The 24,492-nt window shown below is 61.7% G+C and carries 12 protein-coding genes; 10 read left to right on the forward strand and 2 right to left on the reverse strand.

Annotated elements, in window-relative coordinates:
* Positions 1 to 23: 23 nt before the first annotated feature.
* Positions 24 to 3,128 carry an ATP-binding protein gene (locus N3J91_02015; protein ID MCX8155222.1) on the reverse strand — a complete coding sequence of 1,035 codons (3,105 nt, stop codon included), beginning with the start codon at positions 3,126 to 3,128 and terminating at the stop codon, positions 24 to 26.
* 183 nt (positions 3,129 to 3,311) lie between these two features.
* Positions 3,312 to 4,151 carry a sugar phosphate nucleotidyltransferase gene (locus N3J91_02020; protein ID MCX8155223.1) on the reverse strand — a complete coding sequence of 280 codons (840 nt, stop codon included), beginning with the start codon at positions 4,149 to 4,151 and terminating at the stop codon, positions 3,312 to 3,314.
* Positions 4,152 to 4,488: 337 nt separating this feature from the next.
* On the opposite strand from N3J91_02020, the gene N3J91_02025 reads away from it, so the two are divergent.
* The 10 genes from N3J91_02025 (at position 4,489) to N3J91_02070 (ending at position 24,489) form a co-directional block, all read left to right on the forward strand.
* The gene (locus N3J91_02025; GenBank protein MCX8155224.1) at positions 4,489 to 12,549 is read left to right on the forward strand and encodes an Ig-like domain-containing protein; all 8,061 of its coding nucleotides are present in this window, start codon (positions 4,489 to 4,491) and stop codon (positions 12,547 to 12,549) included.
* Positions 12,550 to 12,767: 218 nt separating this feature from the next.
* Positions 12,768 to 13,007: a phosphoribosylformylglycinamidine synthase subunit PurS gene (gene purS, locus N3J91_02030; protein ID MCX8155225.1), complete on the forward strand. Its 240-nt coding sequence runs from the start codon at positions 12,768 to 12,770 to the stop codon at positions 13,005 to 13,007.
* 69 nt (positions 13,008 to 13,076) lie between these two features.
* Positions 13,077 to 13,790: a phosphoribosylformylglycinamidine synthase subunit PurQ gene (purQ, locus tag N3J91_02035; GenBank protein MCX8155226.1), complete on the forward strand. Its 714-nt coding sequence runs from the start codon at positions 13,077 to 13,079 to the stop codon at positions 13,788 to 13,790.
* A gap of 36 nt (positions 13,791 to 13,826) precedes the next feature.
* A complete protein-coding gene (purL, locus tag N3J91_02040; GenBank protein MCX8155227.1) occupies positions 13,827 to 16,145 on the forward strand; it encodes a phosphoribosylformylglycinamidine synthase subunit PurL in 2,319 nt (772 codons plus the stop codon).
* A 166-nt stretch (positions 16,146 to 16,311) separates the two neighbouring features.
* The gene (gene hisG, locus N3J91_02045; GenBank protein MCX8155228.1) at positions 16,312 to 17,220 is read left to right on the forward strand and encodes an ATP phosphoribosyltransferase; all 909 of its coding nucleotides are present in this window, start codon (positions 16,312 to 16,314) and stop codon (positions 17,218 to 17,220) included.
* 91 nt (positions 17,221 to 17,311) lie between these two features.
* Positions 17,312 to 17,413, forward strand: coding sequence for an AURKAIP1/COX24 domain-containing protein (locus N3J91_02050; protein MCX8155229.1), 102 nt, complete (start codon positions 17,312 to 17,314; stop codon positions 17,411 to 17,413).
* A gap of 96 nt (positions 17,414 to 17,509) precedes the next feature.
* On the forward strand, positions 17,510 to 19,282 hold the full coding sequence (locus N3J91_02055; protein ID MCX8155230.1) for a tetratricopeptide repeat protein: 1,773 nt from the start codon (positions 17,510 to 17,512) through the stop codon (positions 19,280 to 19,282).
* Between the two features lie 23 nt (positions 19,283 to 19,305).
* Positions 19,306 to 19,695, forward strand: coding sequence for a DUF2203 domain-containing protein (locus N3J91_02060; GenBank protein ID MCX8155231.1), 390 nt, complete (start codon positions 19,306 to 19,308; stop codon positions 19,693 to 19,695).
* An 88-nt stretch (positions 19,696 to 19,783) separates the two neighbouring features.
* Positions 19,784 to 20,938: an ATP-binding protein gene (locus tag N3J91_02065; GenBank protein ID MCX8155232.1), complete on the forward strand. Its 1,155-nt coding sequence runs from the start codon at positions 19,784 to 19,786 to the stop codon at positions 20,936 to 20,938.
* Between the two features lie 320 nt (positions 20,939 to 21,258).
* Positions 21,259 to 24,489, forward strand: a complete 3,231-nt coding sequence (locus N3J91_02070) for a PDZ domain-containing protein (protein MCX8155233.1) — start codon at positions 21,259 to 21,261, stop codon at positions 24,487 to 24,489.
* The last annotated feature ends 3 nt before the right edge of the window (positions 24,490 to 24,492 follow it).

Raw genomic sequence — 24,492 nt, forward strand, 5'->3', positions numbered from 1 at the left:
TGTGGCTGGACTGTTGTGGCTGGCTACGTGGCCACCGGCAGGAAGAGGGTGGCGGAACATCCCCCCTCGGGGCGGTTGGTCAGTTCTATCCAGCCGCCGATTTGTTTCAGCCCCCCATAAGCGGCGGCCAACCCCATGCCGGTACCTTGGCCCACCTCTTTGGTGGTGAAAAACGGCTCAAACAGGTGCGCCTGAGCTTGGGGCGACAGGCCGGGGCCTTCGTCGAGGATTTGAATGGCCACAAAGGGCCGCGGTTGGTGTGCGGAGGGTGCGGCGGAGTCTTTGGGCACCTGCTCCACTTTTTGCACGCGAATTTTGACCGGCCCGTGTGGGAGGCTGGCTTGGAGAGCATTGTCCAACACCACCAGCAATGCCTGCTCCAGAATACCGCCATCCACTTTGACGAGGGGCAGATTTTGCTCCCACTCGACGGCCACGCGGCCCGGCGGGTATTTGGCCAGAATTGGCGGCAGGAATTCCCGCAGGTCCACGGACTTCAGCCGCAGCCAGTGGCGCTGGCCGTAGGCCAGCAGTTGCTCCACAATCCGGGCCATCTTGCCTACCGCTTCTTCGATGTAGGAGAGGTGGGTGTGTGATTCGTCCGGGGTCTTGTGTGCATCCTCCAAAAGGGCGGCGCTGGATTGAATGGCCTGTAACTGGTTGTTGAGATGGTGGGCAATGCCGGCGGCCATCTGGCCGATGGTTTCCTGTTGTTTGCGGGCCAGCGCGGCTTGTTCGAGCCGGAAGCGCTCGGCCATGACCTGCTCCAATTCCCGGGTGCGCTCCGCCAGCCGGGCGCTCAACAACGCATTGCGTCTTTGCAGCAGGCGCACCCGCCATCGGTAGCCGCCATAAATGCCGGTGAGCGCCAGGCCCGCCAGCAGCAGGTAAAACCAGGCGGTCTGGTAAAAGAATGGCTGAATAATGAGCTCCACGCCGGCGCCGGCCACACTCCAGGCGCCATGACCATCGTCAGCGGTGACGCGAAATTCATACTGCCCGGGGGCCAGATTGGCGTAAGTGGCGGAGCGGCGCTGGTAGGCCTCCACCCAGTCCGGGTCCACCCCTTTGAGCTGGTAACGATGGCGCACTTTTTCCGGCTGCCGGAAACTCAATCCCGCATACTCAATTTCAATCACCCGCGAGCCGGCCGGCAGCTCCATGTGCGCCGAGACCGGATGCTCGCGACCGTTGACCCGGATCCGTTCAATGACCACGCGCGGCGGGTGAAAGGCGCTGGCGGAAACTTTGGGATCGGCCACCGCCAACCCGCGCCGGGTCAGGAAAACAAGACGCCCATCCGGCAACTGACAGCCGCCCGATTGCCTCCCGCCCAGACATTCCATGGCCAGGAGGCCATCGGATTGCGTGAACTTCATGGGAGTGGGCAACGGCCGCTCCCCGCGCCAATAGGCAAATATCTGCGCCGTTTCCACCCGGAAAATGGTCCAAGGGGTGGAGAACCAGGTAAAGCCCTGTTCATCATGCGCCAGCCAGTAAATGTGGCAGGTGGGAAAGCCGCTGTGGGGCTTGTAAAGCCGCCATTGTCCTTCCCAATGGCACACGGCTCCCTGCGCGGTGCCCAGCCACAAGCGGTCTTTTTTGTCCTCGGTGATGTAATAGACCAGACCGGCCGGGAAACCCTGAAGCTGCCCGTAATAGTTGGTGGCGTCACTCTTCAAGTGATAAAGCCCTTCCTGGGTGCCAACCCACAGGGAGTTGTCATGCGCCAGGTACAGCGAGCGAATCACCGGCTGGGGCTGACCCTCTGGAACGGGCAGGATTACGGTCATAAATTCCCGTCCTTCGCGCCGGCTCAGACCTTTTTCTGTGCCCACCCACAGGGTCCCCTGCTGATCCTCGGTGATGGCGAAAATGTTGCCACTTGGCAGCCCTTGGGCGACGTCGAAGGTTTGCGAACGACCGCGGTCATCGCAAAGCAGGCCGCCCCGACGCGATCCAATCCAAACCCGTCCCTGGCGGTCCGGGTGGATTGCCGTGATCATGGTCTGCCTTTGGTATCGGGGTTCCGGGCGGATCTGGCCATTTTCCCACACATAGACTTCTCCCCGCGTGGTGCCCAGCAGATAACGCTCCGGTCCGGCGCGGGCAATGGTCAAAACTTCCTCGTCCTCCAAACCATTTTGCGCGGAATAAGTGATGAATGTGCGCTCCTGTAAGCAGTGCAGGCCGTTGCCGGCGCCAATCCAAAGATTGGCCTCACGGTCTTCAAAGAAGGAAAAAACGGAAATATTACGCAGGGCGGGAATTTCCTCTTCCAGGATCAGCCGGCCCTGCCGCAGCCGCCGCAGCCCCGTGGTGGTGCCCACCCACACCATGCCGTGGCGGTCAGCATAAACCGCCCGCACCCGCGCCGGGCCCAGCGCCGAAATAAGATCTGCCGTGGCGCGACGGCGGTCCACGCTGATGTGATATAGCCCGGCATCGGTGCCGGCCCACAAGCTGCCCTCTGGGGACTGGGCCAGGGCATACACGGTGCGGGCCGACAGGTTGGGCACGGAGATGGCGCGGGGCAGGCTGGCGTCCATGGGCCCCCAAAGGCCCCGGTCTGTCCCCACCCACAGGTTGCCCTCTTGATCCTGCAGGATGCTGAAGCAAAGCGCATTGGTGGACAGGCCGCGAATATCCACCCGGGCAAGTTCTCCCGTCGCCCAGAAGTTGATGCCGCGATCACAAACAATCCACATGTTGCCCGGGGAGGCGGGGGCAAAGCCACGGACAGCCATGCCGGCCAGGCCATCATTGGTGCTCAGCCGCTGAAACGCGCCCTGATGATAAACAATCAGGCCGCCTCCTTCGCTTCCGATCCACAGCGCGCCGTCAGGAGCCTGGGTTAACGCATTGAGGAAGGGACGATTCAGCAGCGGGACGTTGAAGGCGTTGAAGGCGGAAAAACGCTCCCCGTTGAACCGCGCGGCGCCATACTCCGTGGCGGTCCAGAGGTAGCCATCGGTGGTTTGTTGCACGGCGCGCACCGTGGCATGGGGCAGGCCGTGGGCAATGCCCCAGTGGCGATGCTCGTAGTCTTTGAGTTGATGGCCCGGATTCAGAGCCAAGAGGGGCAGGGCAGACAAAAACCATCCCCAAACCAGGAGTTTCCCGCCCATGCAAGGCAGGAAAGTCCCAGCCACGGCCCCACCTTGGGGGTGTGCCACTGCCCGGCTGGACGTCATGTCTTTGTTAGTTTAACCCGGATATTTATCGGCATTTCTCCCAAAGACCTGAAATGCAGAGCATCGGCTGTGAAATTTAAGCCGTCACAAGATGGTGGGCGGTTGGGGGTGCAGTGATTATCGGGCTCGCTGGGCCAATAACTCCACCAGCAGGGCAAGCACTTCGTCACGGTCCTCGCCTTCCAGGGCCAGCGCCAGTTGGGCGGTCAGGAGGCCGTATTGCACGCCGATGTCATAGCGGCGGCCGGCCAGTTCGCAGGCCAGGTAGCGTTCGTGTCCTGCTAATTGGGCCAGAGCAGAGGAGAGCTGCACGGGCGGCTGGCCGTGGCTTACGAGGGCATCCAACAAGGCCATGACCTTGGGGGTCAGCACGTGCATGCCAAAAAAACAGAGGTAATGCCCCGCACGCAGACCGGGCACCAGGATTTTTTGCTCGGCCTCGGTGGGGGTGGGTTTTTCCAGGACTTCGGTTACTTCGTAAAGACCGCTGCGGCCTGCCAGGCGGCGGCCGCCGACAGCCCCGTAGTAGGGCAACTTGCTTTCGTGGGTGGGTTGGACGGCGGAGACAGCACAGTTTTCGGCACCGGCAATCTCCACGAGCTGCTGGGCGCAGGATTTGTCCTGGCCGCTGACGTAGAGATGGTCGCCCACCATGAGTAAAAACGGCTGGTCGCCGGTGAAGGAACGGGCGCACCACACCGCATGGCCATAACCCAACGGCTGCGTTTGCTCCACAAAATGCAGGCGGCGGCCCTCCGGCCCGGCGGCCCCGGCAAAAGCCGCTTGCGCGCCGGGAGGCACCACGATGGCCACCTCGGTGATACCGGCCTGGGTAATTTCCTCCAGGAGGATGGCCAGGGCGGTGCGGGTCTGCCCGCGACGATCCACCAGCGTTTGCAAGGGCAGCGTGCTTTGTTGGCGCCCGGCGGCGGTGATGACAGCGCGTTTGATTTCCATGTGTTGAAGGCCTGCGGCCAACCGCCCGAGCATGACAAATGCGCAGCGCCCCGTCAATTCCACAAGAGCTGAAGCCAACGGAATCATCCCGCAACGCCGGTTGTAACCTCGTTGTCACCTTTTGCGTCTTTTGAGCTGAGCAACCCATGTTGGGAAGCAGTGGCATAGTTGTCTCCATTGGGCAGCAGGGGCTTGGTGTGGTGCCCAAAAAGCCAGCGGGCTTTTACGGTTCCTGCATCAGCGCAGTGCCTCGTGTCCGTTCCCGACAGCACGGCATTAAACAACACGGCATCAGTTTATGAAAAGAATCAACCTCCCCTTAACCGGCCTTCTTGCTTTGAGTGCAAGTTTGGCCCTGTGCGGCTGGTTGTCGGCCGCCCAGGTGACCCCCGGCACCGGCTATTTCAACCGCTTTGAGACGCAGCCGCCGGCCACGGATTGGGCCACACTCAGCCGGGCGGGCGGGGCCAACGATTCTTATGATATGGACGCCGACGTGAATGCCAACATCACGGCGGCGGGCGTGACCACAGCGGTGGCCGCGGACAGTGGCAACCCGCCGGCAGCCAACGCCAGCGCCTTGTGGAGTTCTGTGGGCCAGTACCTGTGCGTGCGGCCGACAGGCAACCGTTATACGGTGTTGATGGGCAAATTTGTCAACGCCACTGGCACCAACGCCACCCAGGTCACCGTGTCTTATCAATTGACCATTACCGGGGGAGGCGTAGCCGAAGAAAATGGCCGCGGCACCCGGGTTTATTACAGCCTGACCGGTCTAACCAATAGTTGGGTTAACATCCCCGCGCTGAACACCACCGCCAATGATATGGCGGCCACTGTCATGACCGCTGCCCTGAACATCGAATGGACCAACGGCGCAACGCTCTACCTGGTCTGGGCCGACGACAATGCCACGGGCAATCCCACGGACTCGGCGCATCAAATAGACAATTTCTCCCTGCAGGTGACCGCTGGACTGCCGGAATCCACCAACCTGGTTTGCGCTCTAACGGCCCCCACCAACGGATTGGTGGTGGCCAGCGGCACGGCCATTGCGGCGGCGGCCACGGTGGCGCGGGGTACCCCCCCTTATACAGTCCAATGGTTTGTGGATGATGCTCCTTATGGGGCGCCGCAAACTTCCGCCCCCTTCGCCACCGAGTTGACAGGGTTGAGCCTGGGCACCCACCGGGTGTATGTGCGGGCGGGCGATGCTGGGCAGCAGACCGCTTTTTCCGCCACCAACACGATTACGGTCTTGCCTGCCCTCACCGTAAGTCTGACCGCGCCGCTGGACGGCGCGACGATTGACTACCAATTGAACGTAATCGCTTCTGCTTCCGTGTCGGGCGGCACCCAACCTTATTCCGTGCAATTTTTGGTGGATAACGAGCCGGCCGGCAACCCCCTGACCGAGCCGCCCTTTACCGCCAATCTGGGCAGGTTGTTTGTGGGGTCCCACACCGTGCAGGCGCGCGTACGGGATGCCCGGGGATGGGAGAGTCTCTCGCCGGTGCATCAGATCACCGTCAGCGGGCCGCTGGCTGTGCAACTCTTGCCTAATGATGGCACGCGGCTGAACTTCGGGGCCGCCCTGCTGCTGCAAACCGAAACGGGCGGCGGCACGGCGCCTTATACGCTTACTTTCTACACCAACGAGGCGGTGGCGGACGTGGTGCGTGCCGCCCCGTATGAGTTGAATCTGGGCGTGCTGCCGGTGGGCAGTTATACCTGTTATGTGCACGCGGTGGACAGCTCGCCCACCACGCAGACGGCGTATTCCACCACCAACGTCATCACCATCCGCGACAATCCGCTGAACATAACCCTGACCAGCCCGACCAACAACCAGCGGGTGGCTACCAACAACGTGTATTCGGTGTCGGCCAATGTATCGGTGCTGCCCCCGGTGACTGTTGCCCGGGTGGAATTCTTCTTTGATGGCGTTTCGCTGGGGGTGGATACCACCGCCCCCTACTCGATGGTGGTTTCCAACCGGCAGTTGGGCACCCATACGGTGTACGCGGTGGCCACCGACAGCCTGGGCCGGCAGAAAACCTCCGCCACCAACACGCTGGAATTCATCATTGATCCTTTGGCCAATGATAATTTTGTCAACCGCACCCGTCTGAGCATTCCGGCCACCGTTACTGGCTCCAACGTGGGCGCCACCACCGAGACCGGCGAACCGCGTGGCACGGGCTTTTTCCAGCGGGGTGCCTCGGTGTGGTTCAGTTTTGTGGCGCCCATTAGCGGCAGCGTGCGAGTGGACACTTTCGGCAGCAGTTTCAACACCACCCTGGGCATCTACCGCGGCACGGCGGTGAATACGTTAACCGAAGTGGCCTACAATGACAACGCCCCCGGATACGCGGATGTGAGCCTCATCACGTTTAATGCCACCGAAGGGGTGGAATACCACATTCAGTTGGCGGGTGCGCCCGGTTTCGGCACCCCGCCGGCCACCGGCACTTACGTGCTGAATCTGAGCATGCCGCCGGTAGTGAGAATTGTAAGTCCCACCAATAACACCCTGTTTCTAACCGGGGAAGCCATACCCATCTCGATCACCGCCACAGCGGCGGTGGGCACGCTGCAACAGGTGGAACTTTATCGCAACGGGGTTCTGGCCGCCACAGACACCACTGCGCCCTACGAATTCACCCTCACCAACGCCCCGCCCGGCAGCAACGCCTTGGTGGCGGTGGCGGTGGACAGTCTGGGGCAGCGGGCCTCCTCAGCAACGGTCAACGTGTTGGTGGCCAACCTGGGCATGACAATCACTTCGCCCGCGGATGGAGCCACTTATTTAAGCACCAATCCCATTACAGTGAATGCCCTCGCCATGCTGCGGGAGGGCAACATGACCAATGTGAATTTTTATGCCGACGGCCGGTGGTTTGCCTCGGACAGCACGGCCCCCTATTCCGGCGTTTGGAGCAATGTTTCGCCGGGGGTGCATGAGCTGACGGTGGTGGGGACGGATGAAGCCGGCCGGCAGTACCCCAGCCCGCCGGTGTTGATCGCCGTGGCTTACCGGCTGATTCCCAGCAATTCCGTATGGAAGTATCTGGATGACGGCTCAGACCAGGGCACCGCCTGGCGCGAGTTGAACTTTGATGACAGTGAATGGGAGAGCGGGCCGGGGCAACTGGGTTATGGAGACGGGGATGAGGCCACGGTCATTAACAGCGGCCCTTCCGGCAATTTTTTCATCACCACTTATTTCCGGCGCGACCTGATCATCGCCGACCCTGCCCAGTTTACCAACCTGGTTTTCCAGGTGTTGCGGGATGATGGCGCGGTGGTCTATGTCAATGGCGTCGAAGCCGCGCGTTACAACATGCCGGCAGGGCCCATCACTTACACCACCCTCGCGAATAATGCGATGGACGACGGCACGGTGTACTACGCGGCGGATGTTTCCCCGGCACTCCTTCGGCCGGGCCGCAATGTAATTGCCGTGGAGGTACATCAAAGTTCCAGCACGAGCACGGATGTGACGTTTGATTTGCAACTGCTGGGCGTGCCGTTCATCCCGCGCAATAAACTTCCCGATGTGACCGTGACCCAGCCGCCCGCCGGCGCCAAATACCTGCTGGGTGAACCGGTACGGGTGGAGGCCACAGCCCAGGATGCCGATGGTGAAGTGGTGCGGATGTCCATTTATGCCGGGGGGCAGTTGCTGGCCTCGGCCCAGGGGGCGCAGATCAGCTTTGTGTGGTCCAATGCTCCCGCCGGTCTGCATGAGTTGGTGGTGATGGCTGACGACAGCGCTGGTGGCCGGGGTAAATCACCGGTCATCCCGGTGGCGGTCTTCCCGCCGGGCAACACGGGCTGGCGGGCGGTGAATGATCAACAGCCGGGGCCGGCCTCGCATCCTTATGCGACGTTCTACACTCCCTTTGGCCGGGTGGGCGGCGCTTTGTCCTCCGGGCCGCTGTGGGATGTTTTCAGTGGCACTCCGCTGGCGGCCCGTTTGAGCGTGTCCGGCCAGCAGCTTGTGGCCACCACGCAATGCGGCGCGCCGCCGCCAGGCACCCCAGCCCACCAGATTTTTGGGCCATACGTGGATTTCGGCACGTACTACGGCGACAATGGCATACTCATGTACGGCCAGGGCCAGTTGGTGCACGAGTTCAGCGGCTTGAACCCGGCGCGCAAATACCGCCTGCGGGCCACCGTCGTGGGCGGCAATGCCGCTTACGCCAACTGGTGGACTTTGTTTGCATTGGAGGGGGCCACGGCTTTCGCCGGCGCGCACACGGCCAACGTGTTGACGCAGGGGCAGTATCCCCTGGTGTTGCAAGCGCATCAGGCCGCGATGGCGGTGGGCGACAATCGCACCGGCGATGTGATTGGGTGGGATGAAATTGTTCCTTCGGCCGCCGGCCGGTTGCGTCTGATTTCGAGCCTGTATTCCGGCCCGGTGCCGGGCGGACAAGTGCCCAGCCCGCTGACCTATGCGCCGGTGGCGGTGATGTTGGAGGAGGCTGGCGGACCGGCGCCGCTGGTGTGGCTGACCGCTCCCACTAACGGGTGGGTGGAAGAAGGCCCCTTGGCGGTAACGCTGCAGGCCGAGGCGCTGGCGTATGACGCCGTCAGCCGGGTGGACTTTGTGGGCAACAATCAGGTTCTTGCCTCGATCGCCTCGGCGCCTTATCGCTTCACCTGGACCAATGCACCTTTCGGCACCAATACCGTCATGGCGGTAGCGTGCGGGGCTTCGGGGGCTGGTGCCACCTCTGCACCGGTATCCTTTGTGCTGACCGTGCCGCCGCCCAATGAGCTGCCACCTACGGTGGCGTATGTTTATCCGCCGCCGGGCACAGTGACCAACCTGACCCGGATTCAGGTGATCTTCAGTGAGAAGGTGGTGGGTGTGGATGCGGCGGACTTGTTGATCAACGGTGTGCCGGCCACCAACATGACCGGCAGCGGCTCCAACTATGTGTTCTACTTCCCACAGCCGGCCTTCGGGAATGTGGGGGTGCAGTGGTCCTCCAATCATAACATCACCGATTTGGGCTGGCCCATCCGCCTCGAATTCTACGAATTCAGCGCCGGGGCCACCTGGGATTATGTGCTGGCCGATTTGACGCCGCCTACCATCGTGGCCAAGAACCCGCCGGCGGGGGCCTCGCTGACCAACCTGACGCAGGTCACCGTGACCTTTAGCGAACCAGTGGCGGGTGTGGATGCGGCGGATTTTCTGGTCAACAACGTGCCCGCTTACGACGTGCAACAGCAAAACCTTACCAATTACACCTTCTTCTTCTCCCAGCCGGCCTCCGGCACGGTGAACATTTCCTGGGCGGTCAACCATGGGATAACCGATCGGGCCACGCCGCCCAACAATTTCAACCGGACCGGCTCCGGGGCCACCTGGAGCTACACCCTGGATGCCAAGACCATCCTGATTCCTTCCAACAGTCTGTGGCGCTTTGTGAAGGGTACGCAGGAAGCCTCGGATCCTCGCGAGGCCTGGCGGCAGTTCGGGTTTGACGACTCGGGATGGTCCAATGCCCCGGCGCCGTTCTTCTTTGGCGATCCCTACTCCAACGGCGTGCCGGCCTACACGCTGTTGGACGACATGCGCTCCAATTACACGAGCATCTACCTGCGCCGGCCGTTTGTGGTGCCCAATCCCACAGCCGTGACCAATCTCTATCTGCGCGCCATCATGGATGACGGCATGGTGGTGTGGATTAATGGCGTGGAGGTGCTGCGCTACAATGTGCCGGCGGGCGACCTGGCCTATGATGCCACCGCCTCCAGTGCCATCATGGAGCAGAACGGCCTGCCATACACCAATTATGCACTGTTGGACCCGCGCTTGTACCTGCGCGCCGGCACCAATATCATCGCTGTGCATGCCCTCAACGAATCGCTCTCCGCCAGCAGTGATTTCTGCTTCAACGCCGAGTTGTTCACCTATATTCCCAACACGGAATTGGAGGCCCCGCGGCTGGTGCAGCGGCTGCCGGATGCCACGTATCTCTTTGCGCTGACCAACATTACGGTGGTGTTTAGCGAGCCGGTAACCAATGTGCAGGCCAGCGATCTCCTCATCAACGGCCAGCCGGCCGCCAGCGTCAGCTCGCCCAGCAATCACATTTACATCTTTAGTTTCCCGCAGCCGCCGTATGGTCCCGTCACCGTGGCCTGGGTGGCCAACCATGGGATCGTGGATTTGGACCTGGTGCCCAAGCCATTCACCGGCGGGACCTGGCAGCATGTGCTGCTCAATCCGGATTTGCCGTATGTCACCGCGGTGACGCCCGCCGCGGGCAGCCGCCTGGGTGAACTGACCCAAATCGCCCTCACTTTCTCCGAGCCGGTGCAAGGGGTGAAGGCCGGCGATTTGTTGATCAACGGTACGCCCGCGGCTGCGGTCAGCGGTGGCGGGGCGCAATATGTCTTCACCTTCCCGCAGCCGGCCTACGGCAGCATCTCGGTCACCTTCGCCGAGAACCATCAAATCCGCGACTTCGCCGCCAGCCCGAACCGATTGGATGTGACCTGGCCGGCCCACACCTGGAGTTACACCTTGGTGGATATGACACCGCCGGTGCTGGCCGGCATCCAGCCTCCTCCCAACACGATGGTCACGGGTTTGACGCAAATTACCGTGACCTTCAGCGAGCCGGTCTCCGGAGTCACCGCCAATGATCTGCTCATTAACGGGCGCGCGGCCCGAACGGTCACCGGCTCGAATGCGGTGTACACCTTCACCTTCCCGCAGCCCAATGCTTCGCAGGTCACTGTGACCTGGGCGGCCAATCATGGCATACGCGATCTGGCCGCCACGCCCAACAACTTTGACGCCGCCGCTCCGGGCGCCAGTTGGGTTTATCTCACGCCCGACAACCTCCCGCCGTCCTTGGCCTCCGTCTCCCCCGGCCCCAATCTGCGCGTGCGTTCGCTCAAGCGCATCCGGGTGACCTTCGATGAGCCGGTGACGGGGGTGGACGCGGCCGATTTGCGGGTGAACAACCAGCCGGCCCTCTCGGTGTCCGGCACGGGCGCCGGCCCGTATGAGTTTGTGCTGCCGGCGGTGTCCACCGGCGTGGTGAATGTGGCTTGGGCTGCCGGTCACGGCATCCGCGATGTGGCCACGCCGGCCAACTCCTTTGCGGGCGGCAGTTGGACCTACACGGTGGAGCCGGGCTTGCCGGGACCGTTTGCCGTCAAGCACGTGATATTGATCAGCGTGGATGGTCTGGGCTCGGTCTATTTGTCCAACTACATTTATCATGCCTCGGAATACTTCCCCAACTTCACCCGCCTGTTTACCGAGGGCAGCTCCACGCTGAACGCGCGGAATGACTACACCCAGTCGGAGACCGTGCCCAATCACTCCTCGATGCTGACCGGCCGGCCGGTGGCCCAGCCCGAGGGTTGGGATAACACCACCCACCATGGCGTGACCTTCAACTCCGACAACGGCCTGACCATCCACGTCACCGGCAACACGGCGGTCCCATACAAGTCCAGTCCGTTTGACGTGGCGCACGATTACGGCTTGAGCACCGCTTTCCTGTACAGCAAACAGTCGCTGACCTTCCTGGCTCGCAGTTGGAGCACCGGCGGCGGGGCCGATTTGATCGGCACGGACAATGGCTCCAACAAGATTGACCGGCTGCTGTCCTCTGTGAACGCGGGCAACTACGGCCCCAGCTCGGCGCTGGTGGATGAATTGGTGGGGCGCATTGCCGCCACCAATCTGTGGAATTTCACCTTCATGCACTGGACAGAACTGGACCAGTACGGCCATCAGGCGGGCTGGGGTTCGGCCACCTACAGCAACCAGATGCGCAATCTGGATGAACAGATGGGCCGGCTGCTTGATGCACTGTTGGCCAATCCCGAGGTGGGGCGGCAGACGGTGATCATCGTCACCGCCGATCATGGGGGCACGGGCATCGGTCATGCAGACCCTGCCAACAGCACCATTTACTCAATCCCGCTCTGCTTCTGGGGCGCGGGCATTGCGGCCGGTGGCGATCCCTACCAGATGTTCAGCAATCGCGCCAATCCCGGCAGCGCGCGTTACAATTACAATGAAACACGCGTCCTGCTGCCGCTGTATAACGGCGATTGCGCCAATCTAAGCGTCACGCTGCTGGGCTTGCCGCAAGTCCCCGGTTCCAGCTTGATGCCGGTGTTTGGGCCGAAACCCGTGTCGCTGGTGGCGGGCCGCAGCCAGGGGGCCGTGCAAATTGTCTGGCCCGATCATGAAGCCCTGGTTCTGCAGGTCTCCCCGGCCCTCGGCCCGCAAGCCAACTGGCAGCCGGTAACTCAGGGCATCACGCTGGAAAATGGACTCCGGATCTTCCGGGTGATGCCGCAGGGCGGCACCCCGCCGCAATTCTACCGCCTGGTGCGGGAGAATTGATCACCCCAGACGGTGCGGAGGCTTGTTCAAGAGGGGCCGGCGGGCATGCCGGCCCTTCTCTTTGCCAGGGGGAAGGGACGCGGCCCAAACCTCCGCCGGCCGACGTTGCGGACCGCCGCTCCCGGCCCCGTTAAAAAATTGCTGGCGTTTTGGGCCGCTTGGCCCAACATCGCCCCCGTCTTTTTTAAGGGCCGGGGCGCCCTTTCCAGACAAATGAAATGAAAGCAAAGATTGTCATTGCGCCGAAAAAGGCGGTGTTGGACCCGCAGGGCAAGGCCGTGCAAAATGCGCTGGAGCACATGGGTTACCGCGGCATCAAGGCCGTGCACGTGGGCAAGTACATTGAAATCGATTTGGAAGGTCAGGATCCCCAGGCCGCAGCCGCGTGGCTGCACGAGGCCTGCCACAAGCTGTTGAGCAACCCGATCATCGAAGATTATCACTTCGTTATCGAATAACCCCCGACGGGAGGCGTCTGCGAGCGGCTCGCGGCAGGCGCGGCCCGCCACTGGACTGGAAGAGGTCTTATGAATTTTGCGGTGTTGCAATTTCCCGGCTCCAATTGTGACCAGGATTGCGTGCATGTCCTCAAGAATGTGCTGGGGCACTCGGCCTGGCTGCAGTGGCACAAGGAGCACTCCCTGGGGGCGGCCGATGCCGTCATCGTGCCCGGCGGATTCAGTTATGGCGATTACTTGCGCACGGGGGCCATTGCCCGGTTCAGCCCTGTGATGCAGGCGGTGCAGGAGTTCGCCGCCCGGGGCGGTTTGGTGCTGGGCATCTGCAATGGTTTCCAAATCCTGTGCGAAGCCGGCCTGTTGCCGGGCGCGCTGGTGCGCAACCGCTCGCTGCAATTCCGTTGCGAGCACGTCTATCTGCGCGTCGCCACAGCCGACTCACCCTTCACCTGCCTGACGCCCGAAGGCTCCGTGCTGCGAATCCCCGTGGCGCATGGTGAAGGATGCTATTTTGCAGATGATGCCACGCTGGCGCAGCTGCAGACGGGCCGCCAGATCCTCTGGCAATATTGCAACGTTCACGGGGAGCTGACTGAGCGCGCCAATCCCAACGGCTCGCTCCTGAACATTGCCGGCATTTGCAATGCAGCCCGCAACGTGGCCGGCCTGATGCCCCACCCCGAGCGGGCCAGCGAGTCCATCCTGAATGGTGAAGATGGCCGGCGGCTGCTGGAAAGCATAATCCACTGGTGGCAAAAGTACGCCGCCGCTCCGGCCGCCTGACGCCGGCAGGCGCCTCCCCTCAAGCCATGATTTCTTATGAGTGACCCTGCCATTACCCCCGAGCTGGTGCAGAAACACGGCCTGACGCCCGAGGAATACCATATGATTCTGGACATCCTGGGACGGCCCCCCACCTACACCGAATTGGGCATTTTCTCGGTGATGTGGAGCGAGCATTGCTCCTACAAGAACACCCGGCCCCTCCTTAAAACCTTTCCTACCAAGTCCTCTTCCATCCTGGTGGGCGCGGGCGAGGAGAATGCCGGTATTGTGGACATCGGCGACGGCCTGGCCATCGCCTTCAAAATGGAGTCGCACAACCATCCCAGCGCGGTGGAACCGTTCCAGGGTGCGGCCACCGGCGTGGGCGGCATCATCCGCGACATTTTCACCATGGGCGCGCGGCCCATTTGCGCGCTGGACTCGCTGCGTTTTGGGGATCTGTCCAAACCCTCGGTCAAGCGCCTCTTTTCCGGTGTGGTCTCGGGCATCGCGCATTACGGCAACTGTTTCGGCATCCCCACCGTGGGGGGCGAGGTGTATTTTGACCCCTCCTTTGAGGGGAATCCGCTGGTCAACGTGTTCGCGCTGGGGGTGTTGCGCCACGAGCAGATCGCCCGCGGCAAGGCCTCCGGCGTGGGCAATCCCGTGTTCTACGTCGGCCCGGCCACCGGCCGCGACGGTCTGGCGGGGGCGGCCTTTGCCTCGCAGGACCTGACCGAAGAATCCGCCGAGCAGCAACGGGGCGCCGTGCAAGTGGGCGATCCCTTCATGGAAAAACTGCTCGTCGAGGCCTGCCTGGAATTGCTCGCCACCGACGCCGTGGCCGGCATCCAGGACATGGGCGCCGCGGGCTTGACCTGTTCAACGTGTGAGACCGCCGCCCGCGCTGGTACCGGCATCGAAATCGAATTAGACCGTGTGCCTCAGCGCGCGCCCAACATGAGCGCGTACGAGATCATGCTCAGTGAATCCCAGGAACGCATGCTCATCATTGTCAAAAAGGGCCGCGAGGCCGAGGTCCAGCGCATTTTCGACAAATGGGATCTGCCGTGGGCCCAGATTGGCGTGGTGACCGACACCGGCCGGATGGTGGTCAAACACCACGGCCAGGTGGTGGCCGACATCCCCGCCGCCAAACTGGCCAACGACGCCCCGGTGTATTATCGCGAATCCCGGACGCCGGCCTACTTCCAGGTCACGCGCGCCTTTTCCCTGGCGCAACTGCCCGACGTGCCGCAGCCGATGGCGTGCCTGAAGAAACTGCTGGCCTGGCCCACCATTGCCTCCAAAAACTGGGTATATCGCCAGTACGATCACATGGTGCGCAACGGTACGGTGGTGTTGCCCGGCTCGGATGCCGCCGTGGTGCGGCTCAAGGAGGACTGCCTGCCCGTGCTGCCGGCTGGTTCGCCGGCTGCGGGGCGGCCGGTGCCGGAGAAGTACCTGGCGCTCACCTCCGATTGCAATGCGGCCTATGTTTATCTGGATCCTTACGAGGGCGGCAAGGCGGCGGTGGCGGAGGCGGCGCGCAACCTGGCCTGCTCGGGTGCCCGGCCCCTGGGGGTGACCGACAATCTCAATTTTGGCAATCCACACAATCCCGAATTGTTTTTCCAGTTGAAGGAAGCGGTGCGTGGCGTGGCCGAGGCCTGCCGGGTGTTTGACGCCCCGGTCACGGGCGGTAATTGCAGCCTGTACAACCAAAGTCCCGAGGGCCCCATTGATCCCACCCCGACGGTGGCCATGGTGGGCATCATTGAAAGACGGGAGCACATCACCACCCAGTGGTTCAAGGCGGAGGGCGATGTCATCTTGTTACTTGGCCATCCTGTGGAGGCCTCTGACCCTTATCAGGGCCTGGGCGGCTCGGCGTATCTGTTGCTCCTCCACCGCCAAAAAATGGGGACGCCGCCGCCGTGCGACCTGGCCCGGGAGAAACGCCTGCATGACACGCTGCGCGAGTTGATTGCGCAGGGGTGGGTGCGGAGTGCGCATGATTGCAGCGAGGGCGGCCTGGCAGTCTGCCTCGCCGAGTGCTGCATGTCCCAACGTGAGGCACGCGGCCACAGCGTGCTGCGTGGGGCGGAAGTGGACTTCACCCCTTGGCAGGATGCCCGCCAGGATGCCCTGTGGTTTGGCGAGGCCCACGGCCGGGTGGTCATTTCCACCGCTCCGGCCGACGCGGAAAAAGTGGAGGCATGGGCCAGAAACCGGGGCGTGCCCGTCCATCGCCTGGGCGTGGTCAAGGGGCGGACGTTGAAAATTAAAACTGCCTCAAGCTCCCATTCCGCCCGCGTGAGCACCCTACATGATTTATGGTGGAATGCCATTGACCGCGCCATGAGCCAATAGTCTTTGGTCTGGTACTGGTAGCCACAGTACCGGCGGACTTTTCCCCCGGCCCCAAAACTCCCGTTGCGGAATGGCGGGAAGGCGTTATGCTAGAAGGCTGTCGCGTGGACGTGAGGGGGGCAACCTGAGGGGGTTGCAACGATGCCGCCACGCCTGATCATCGCACATGAAAGCGAAAGCCAAGCAAGACAACACGGAAACACCGCGCAAATTGCGGTTGGGGCTGCCCAAGGGCAGCCTGCAGGATGCCACCTTGGAGAAAATGGCCAAGGCGGGCTGGAACATCACCTTGAGCAGCCGTTCATACGTGCCGTATGTGGACGATCCGGAGCTGGAAATCCGGCTCATCCGGGCGCAGGAAATCAGCCGTTATGTGGATCATGGGCATCTGGACTGCGGCATCACCGGCTACGACTGGATTGTAGAAAATGGTAGTGACGTGCACGAGGTGGGCGAATTTTTGTTCTCCAAGGCCACCCGCCAGGCGGCGCGCTGGGTGTTGTGCGTGCCGGAAGATTCGCCCATTCAGTCGGTCAAGGACCTGGAGGGCAAGCGCATCGCCACCGAGGTGGTGAACATCACCAAGAAATACCTGCGCAAGCACGGCGTGAAGGCCGAGGTGGAGTTTTCCTGGGGGGCCACGGAGGTGAAGGCGCACGAGATGGTGGACGCGATTGTGGACATCACGGAGACCGGCTCCTCGTTGCGGGCCAACAAGCTGCGCATTGTGGATACGCTGTTGTCCTCGACGCCCCGGCTCATCGCCAATCATCAGGCGTGGAAAGATCCCTGGAAGCGGCGCAAGATTGAAATCCTGGCTCTGCTGCTCCGGGGCGCGCTGGATGCCGAGGCCAAGGTGGGGTTGAAGCTCAACATCGAGCAATCCCGCCTGCCGGGCGTGCTGGAGCGGCTGCCCGCGCTGCGCAATCCCACCATTTCGCAGCTCAGCCAGCCCGGCTGGGTGGCGGTGGAAACGATCATTGACGAGCATGTGGTGCGGCAGTTGATCCCGGAATTGAAGGCGGCCGGGGCGGAGGGGATTATTGAATATCCCTTGAACAAAGTGGTCTATTAAGCCAAACTTCAACCAATGGGCGCCGCTCCGCCGCTGTCCCCACTGGAATGACAGCGCGGGCCGGGGCGCCAATGGAAGCACAAGCATTGTTATGGGTTCATTAAAGAAACGTCGGAAAGCGAAGATCAACAAGCATAAGCGGCGCAAGAAGCTCCGGGCGCATCGTCACAAGAAGCGCACCTGGCAGAAGTAAACGTTTCGGTGCCGCCGTGCACCTGGCAACCGTTCACCCGCGGCCTGTGGCGGCGGGTGAACGTTGTCGTTTTACGGACTGCTGGCATGACTTGATATGTGCAACACCTCTTGGATACGGCGGGCAACCTTGATGCTCGCCGCCTTGCTGGTGGCTGGCTGCGCCCGCTGGCCGGACAGTCCCCCTCTGCTGCCCTATTCGCGGCCCGCCCCCAAGCCCACTCCCAAGCCGGCCGCCAAACCGCCCGCCAAAACGCCTGCCAAACCAGTTTCCCGCACCAACGCTGTTTCCCATGCCCGCACGGAAGCGGCCAAGGCCGCCGAGGTGGAAAGCCGGGCGGAGGTGCTGGCGCGATATGCGGCCGGGGTTGCCGCCGAAGCCCAGGGCAATCTGCCCCAGGCCTTGAGCGAGTATCTGGAGGCTGCACGCCAGGACCCCGGCAATGAACCGCTGGTTTTGGAGGTGGCCATGCGCTTGTTGCAGGCGCGGCAGGTCGAGCAGGCGCTGGACCTGCTGCAAAAATGCGCGGCCCGCACCAATGCCTCCAGTCTGATCCTCGGCCATCTGGGATGGTTGAGCGCCCAAACCGGCCGCACCAATGAAGCCCTGGCAGCCAGTCAACGCGCCTGGCAACTGGCCCCCACCAACTTTCTGGCCTGCCGTACCCTCGTGACGTATTATCTGGAGCAAAAGCAGCCCGAAAAGGCCCGTCCTTATTTGGAGACGGCCGCCCGCCAGAAAGTGGATGCCGTTTATGATGTGGATTTGGCCGAGTTGATGCTGGTGTACAATCGCAACTGCCCGGCAGCCCAACAAATTCCCACCAATCAAATCCTTCAGGTGTTGGGCCGCTCGCGCAACGCCCTGGCCGACAATCCCGTGTACCGCGTAAAGCTGGCGGAAATGTATGAGGCGGCCGGCGACACACAAACCGCCCTGGCCATGTACGTGGAGCTGTTGGAGGTTTTTGCTGAAGCGCCGCCCGTCCGCGACGGCCTGCGGGCCAAGCTGGCTGATCTGTATTTGAAAGGCGGCCAGCGCCGGCAGGCCATGAGCCAGTTGGAGGCCTTCTTAAAAGACCATCCGCGCAATGCTCAAGTCTGGTACATCCTCGGGCAGTTGGCATTTCAGGAGCGCCAATTTGCGCAAGCGGGAGAATGGCTGCGGCAGGCCATCCGCCTCAACCCGGACAACGAGCCGGCCTACTATGAGGCGGTGGGCGCTTTTTTGAGCACCAACAAGGTGGCCGAAGCCTTTGAAGTCCTGGACCTGGCCCGCAAGCGGTTTCCAGCCAGTTTTACTTTGGAGTACTTCACCGGCCTGGCCCACGCGCGGAAGGAGGATTTTGCCAGCGCGCTCAAGGCTTACACGGCGGCCGAAGTGATGGCTGGAGCCACGGATCCCGAGCGGCTCAACGCGGGTTTCTATTTTCAAGTGGGGGTGGCGTGCGAGCGCTTGAAACGTTTTGAGGAGGCCGCCACCTATTTCAAAAAAGCCATCGCCCTGGAGCCTGACTTTGCGGAGGCGCTCAATTACCTGGGCTATATGTGGGCGGAGCAGGGCATCCATTTGCAGGAGGCCCGCGAGCTGTTGGAACGCGCCTTGAAGCTGGAGCCCAAAAATGCCGCCTTCCTCGACAGCATGGGATGGATTTATTTCAAACTGGGCGACTTGGAGCGGGCGCGCTCCTTAGTGGAGCAGGCCATTGCTTTGAGCGAAAAGCCGGACGCCACCTTGCACGATCACCTGGGGGACATCTACGCCGCGCTTAAACTCTGGGACAAGGCGCGGGCCGAATGGCAAAAAGCGCTCGAGATTGAGCCTAATGAGGAGATCAAAAAAAAGCTAGAGGCTGCTCCTCACTCCTAAACTCGCAGGCCTCCGTCCCCACCATGAGCTACCGATTCACCAAACACTACACGCTGGACGAGGCCCGGGCGTTGCTGCCGCAGGTGCGTGAGTGGCTCAAGGATTTGCAGAACACCGGCGAGGCGCTCCGGAAGGTGGATCAGCAACTGCTTCAAATGCATCGCTGGGGTGGGGACTTGGGCGGGCCGCAGGTGCATGCGTGGCTCCATCTGAATTTGAAATGCACCGAGCTGCTGGCGGAGTTTGAGCGCCGCCAAATCTTGATCAAGGATGTTCAGCGCGGCCTGGTCGATTTTCCCTCCTTGCGAGGCGACCGGGAAATTTTTCTCTGCTGGGAGATGGACGAGGAGGACATTCAATTCTGGCATGAGCTGGATGCCGGTTACGCCGGCCGCGAGGCCATAGAGGAATAAGCCGGCGCCAGCCGGTTGGCGGCCGGCCCGCCGCGCCCGCGCGTAGCATTTGCCAAGCGCGGCCTTTTTGCGTAAGGTATTAGTGCCTATGAGCACCGCCCATATTCCTCTCACCGAGTTTGCGCCCGCCGAGCGCGTGCCCATTGACATCATTCGCCAGCAGGCCGCGGAGATTGAAAGCCTGCCCTTGACGCCGCAGGTGCTCAACTCGGTGCTGAACTGTGTGTTCATTCTCAATGCCCAGCGGCAGATCGTTTTCGCCTCTGACAACGTCAAGCATTATCTTGATGGGCGGACGGCGGCCGACATCATCGGCCTGCGGCCGGGGGAGGCTTTTGGTTGCGTCCATTCCGACGCTCATGACAGCGGCTGCGGCACCAGTCGTTTTTGTGCTGAATGTGGCGCGGTAAAGGCGGCCCTGGCCAGCCTGGCGGGTTATCATGATTTGCAGGAGTGCCGGATGTTGCGGCTGGTGCAGGGTCAGCCGCAGGCGCTGGATTTGCTGGTGTATGCCTCGCCCTTGCAACACAACGGTCAGACGTTCAGCCTCTTTTGCATCACTGACATCAGCCATCAAAAACGCCGGCGCGCCATGGAGCGCATTTTCTTTCACGATCTGCTCAATTCAGTGGGCAGTCTCGCCTCTTTGATGGAGCAGTTGCGCGAGATGGCTTCGGAGGATTTACAGGAGGATTTGGAACTGGCCGAGAGCGCCTGCCAGGATGCCGTGGAGCAAATCCTCAGCCAGAAGGACCTGATGGCGGCGGAAAACAACGAATTGACCGCTCATCCCGAGCCGGTTAACGCCCTGCTGTTGTTAAATCATTTGGTGAAACTCTTTGCGCGGCATCCAGTCGCCACCGGCCGGCAGTTGCAAATCGGGCCATGCCCGGTGGCGGTGGCCCTGTTGACCGATCCCACCCTGCTGCGGCGGGTGTTGGGTAATCTCATCAAAAATGCCCTCGAGGCATGTCCCCCGGGAGGCACGGTGACGGTGTCCTGCACCGCCGAGGGGGAGCGGATTCGCTTCGCCGTCAACAACCCCGGCGTGATGCCGCAATCGGTGCAGTTGCAAATGTTCCATCGCTCCTTTACCACCAAGGGCGACGGCCGGGGTCTGGGCACGTATAGCGTCAAGTTGATTACCGAGCGTTATCTCAAGGGCACCGTGGGCTTTACCTCGGAAGAGGAGCAGGGCACGACCTTCTTTGTTTTGCTGCCCCGCCGGCTGGTGGAGGAGTGAACCGCACTCCCTTGCAACCCCCTCACGCCAGGGGGGCTGACCGTTGTTTCGTCCGGGCAAGGGGCGCTTTCAAGCCTATAAGCGCCGGGCAAATCCATGCTTCGATGCGGTATTGCAGGAGTGCGCCGGAGTCACCCGCATCCCTTAACTTGCTGTGGGGAGTCAGGTGGGTTAACCTCCCGGGCATGAAGTCGCTTGCCGCGTCCGTTTTCAAATTCACGCTTTGCTTCTGCCTCACTCATTTAGCCTTGGGCAAATGGGCTGCCCCATCGTCTGGCGCTGAGCCGCCCCCGGCGCCCGGCGCCATTCACGCCGGTTTGATGCGGTATGCAGATGTTTCCGCCACCCAGATTGTGTTTGTTTATGCCGGGGATATCTGGCTGGCGCCCAAGTCGGGTGGCCTCGCCATCAAGCTCAGCTCGCCCCCCGGCGAGGAGATGTTTCCCAAGTTTTCGCCGGACGGCACCCAAATTGCCTTCAGCGCCAATTACGATGGCAACACGGATATTTACGTGGTCCCGGTGACCGGCGGATTGCCCCGGCGGCTCACCCATCACGGCGCCGCGGACCGCGTGATCGATTGGTATCCGGATGGCCGCTCCCTCCTTTATGCCACCATGATGACCAGTTACAAGGACCGGTTTAATCAGCTTTATCGCATCCCGGTCACCGGCGGTCTGCCGGAAAAGTTGCCGGTGCCCTATGGCGAATTTGGCGCCCTGTCACCCGATGGCAAGGTCCTGGCCTACACCCCCATAAGTGTGGATTTTCGCACGTGGAAACGTTACCGCGGCGGCATGAATCCTGACATCTGGCTTTTTGATCTGGAGAAAAACACCGCCCGCAACCTTACCCGTCATGAGGCCAACGACTCGCTGCCCATGTGGCGGGGGGACACGATTTATTTTCTCTCCAATCGTGATCCCCACGGCCGCGACAACCTGTGGGCGTACGACACCAAAAAAGAACGCTTCCGCCAACTGACCGCCTTTCAGGATTTTGATGTCAAGTTTCCCAGCCTGGGCCCCGCGGACATCGTCTTCGAGTGTGGCGGCAGGCTGTATTTGTTGGACCTGGCCACCGAGAAATATCAGGAGGTGAAGATTCAAGTCGTCACCGACCGCAGCACGCTCAAGCCGCGGCTGGAAAATGTTTCCGGTTACATTCACAACGCCGCCGTTTCGCCCGCGGGCAAGCGGGTCATTTTCGAGGCGCGCGGTGATTTGTTCAGCGCGCCGGCGGAAAACGGGGTGGTGCGCAATCTGACCCGCAGCTCCGGCGTGGCCGAGCGCTACCCGGCCTGGTCGCCCGATGGCCGCTGGGTGGCGTACTTCAGTGATCGCACAGGCGAGTATGAGCTGACCCTTCGGGCGCCCGATGGCAGTGGAGAGGAACAAACCTTGACCTCTTTGGGGCCCGGATACCGCTACCGGCCGCAGTGGTCGCCGGACAGCCAGAAAATCGTCTGGATTGATCAGGCCATGAAAATCTGGCTCCACGATTTAGCCCAAAAACAGACCCGCATGATTGACCGGCAGAAGTGGCGTTACCACGGCGCCTTGCACGCTTTTTCGGTGAGCTGGTCACCGGACAGCCGTTGGCTGGCTTATGATGCGGACAAGGACAACCGCCAGAGCTGCATAGTTTTGTACGACACGGAGAAGCAGCAACGGCACGAAGTTACCGCCGGTTTCTATGACGATCGCGAGCCGGTTTTTGATCCGGACGGCAAATACCTTTTCCTGCGCACCGGCCGGCAGTTTACCCCCAGTTACAGCGAGCTGGATAATTCCTGGATTTACGCCAACACCTGGCGGCTGGCCGCCGTCCCCTTGCGCCGGGATGTGCCCTCGCCCCTGGCTCCCCGCAATGACGACGAGCCGATGAAAAAAGAGGAAACCAAGGAGGAAAACCCCAAGCCGGAAACCGCCAAAGCACCCGAAAAGGCGGAGGAAAAACCGGCTGCCGAGAAGCCGGCGGCCAAACCCTCCGACAAGAAACCCAAGCCGGTCCACATTGACCTGGAGGGGTTTGAAGAGCGCATGGTGCTCCTGCCACCCAAAGCCGGGCGTTACGGGGATTTGTGTGCCGTGGCCGGCAAGTTGATTTATCGTGTGTTGCCGCGCACCGGCTCGGATGCCACGGCCTCCCCGATCGAGTTTTATGATTTGGAAAAACGGGAAACCCGGCGGATCCTGGATGATGCCGACGACCTCCAGCTTGCAGCAGGCCGTGAAAAACTGCTGGTGCGCAAGGACCGCACTTATGCGGTCATTGAGCCCAAGGAAAATCAGAATTTGAACAAGAAGGTGGACACCGCGGGTTTCGAGGCGCTGATTGATCCCCCGGCCGAGTGGCGGCAAATCTTCACGGATGCCTGGCGCATCGAACGCGATTATTTCTACGATCCCAACCTCCACGGCGTGGACTGGAAGGCCATGCGCGAGCGCTATGGGAAAATGCTGGAGGACTGCGTCACCCGCTGGGATGTGAATTTTGTTATCGGCGAATTGATTGCCGAATTGAACGCCTCGCACACCTATCGCAGCGGGGGCGATGTGCCACGCACGCCCGAGCGCGGGGTGGGATATTTGGGCTGCGACTTCAGTTTTGAAAACGGGACCTATCGCATCAAGAAAATCATTCGGGCCGCCCCTTGGGACACCGAGGTTACTTCGCCCTTGCTGCGCCCGGGCCTCACCAATGTGCAGGAGGGGGATTACCTGCTGGCCGTCAACGGGCAGCCGCTGGACCCGCAACAAGATCCTTGGGCGGCCTTTCAGGGGCTGGCTGACAAGCCGGTGCTGTTGACTGTCAATGAACGCCCGGACATGCAGGGAGCGCGGGAGGTCTTGGTGCACACCCTGGCCAGCGAGGCCCGGCTGCGGCATTTGGCGTGGATCAATGAAAATCGCCTGAAGGTGGAGCGCCTGAGCCAGGGGCGCATTGGTTACGTGTATGTGCCCGACACCGGTGTCAATGGCCAGACCGAGCTGGTGCGCCAGTTCCGCGCCCAAATAACCAAGGATGCCCTGATCATTGATGAACGGTTCAACAGCGGCGGGCAGATTCCCGATCGCTTCATCGAGCTTTTATCCCGGAAGCGGGAAAATTATTGGGGCGTGCGCGATGGTTTGGACTGGCCTTGGCCGCCGGTGGCGCACACCGGGCCGAAGGCCATGCTCATCAACGGGTGGAGCGGCTCCGGGGGCGATTGTTTCCCTTATTATTTCAAACAAGCGGGCCTGGGGCCGTTGATTGGTATGCGCACCTGGGGCGGCCTGATTGGCATGACGGGCACGCCGGCGCTGGTGGACAATGGGAGCGTGACCGCTCCCACCTTCGGCATCTACAATCTCAAAGGCGAATGGATTATCGAGGGCTATGGGGTGGATCCGGACACTGAAGTGGTGGATGATCCAGCCCGTATGGCCCAGGGGGGTGATCCCCAACTGGAGCGGGCCGTCGAGGAGCTGCTCAAGGCCCTCAAAAAGAATCCGCCTACGCCGGTGAAGCGGCCCAAATATCCCAACCGCGCGGGTAAGGCCTGAGCG

The organism is Verrucomicrobiia bacterium (genome assembly GCA_026414565.1).
In the GTDB taxonomy this organism is placed as follows: Bacteria; Verrucomicrobiota; Verrucomicrobiia; order Limisphaerales; family Fontisphaeraceae; genus Fontisphaera.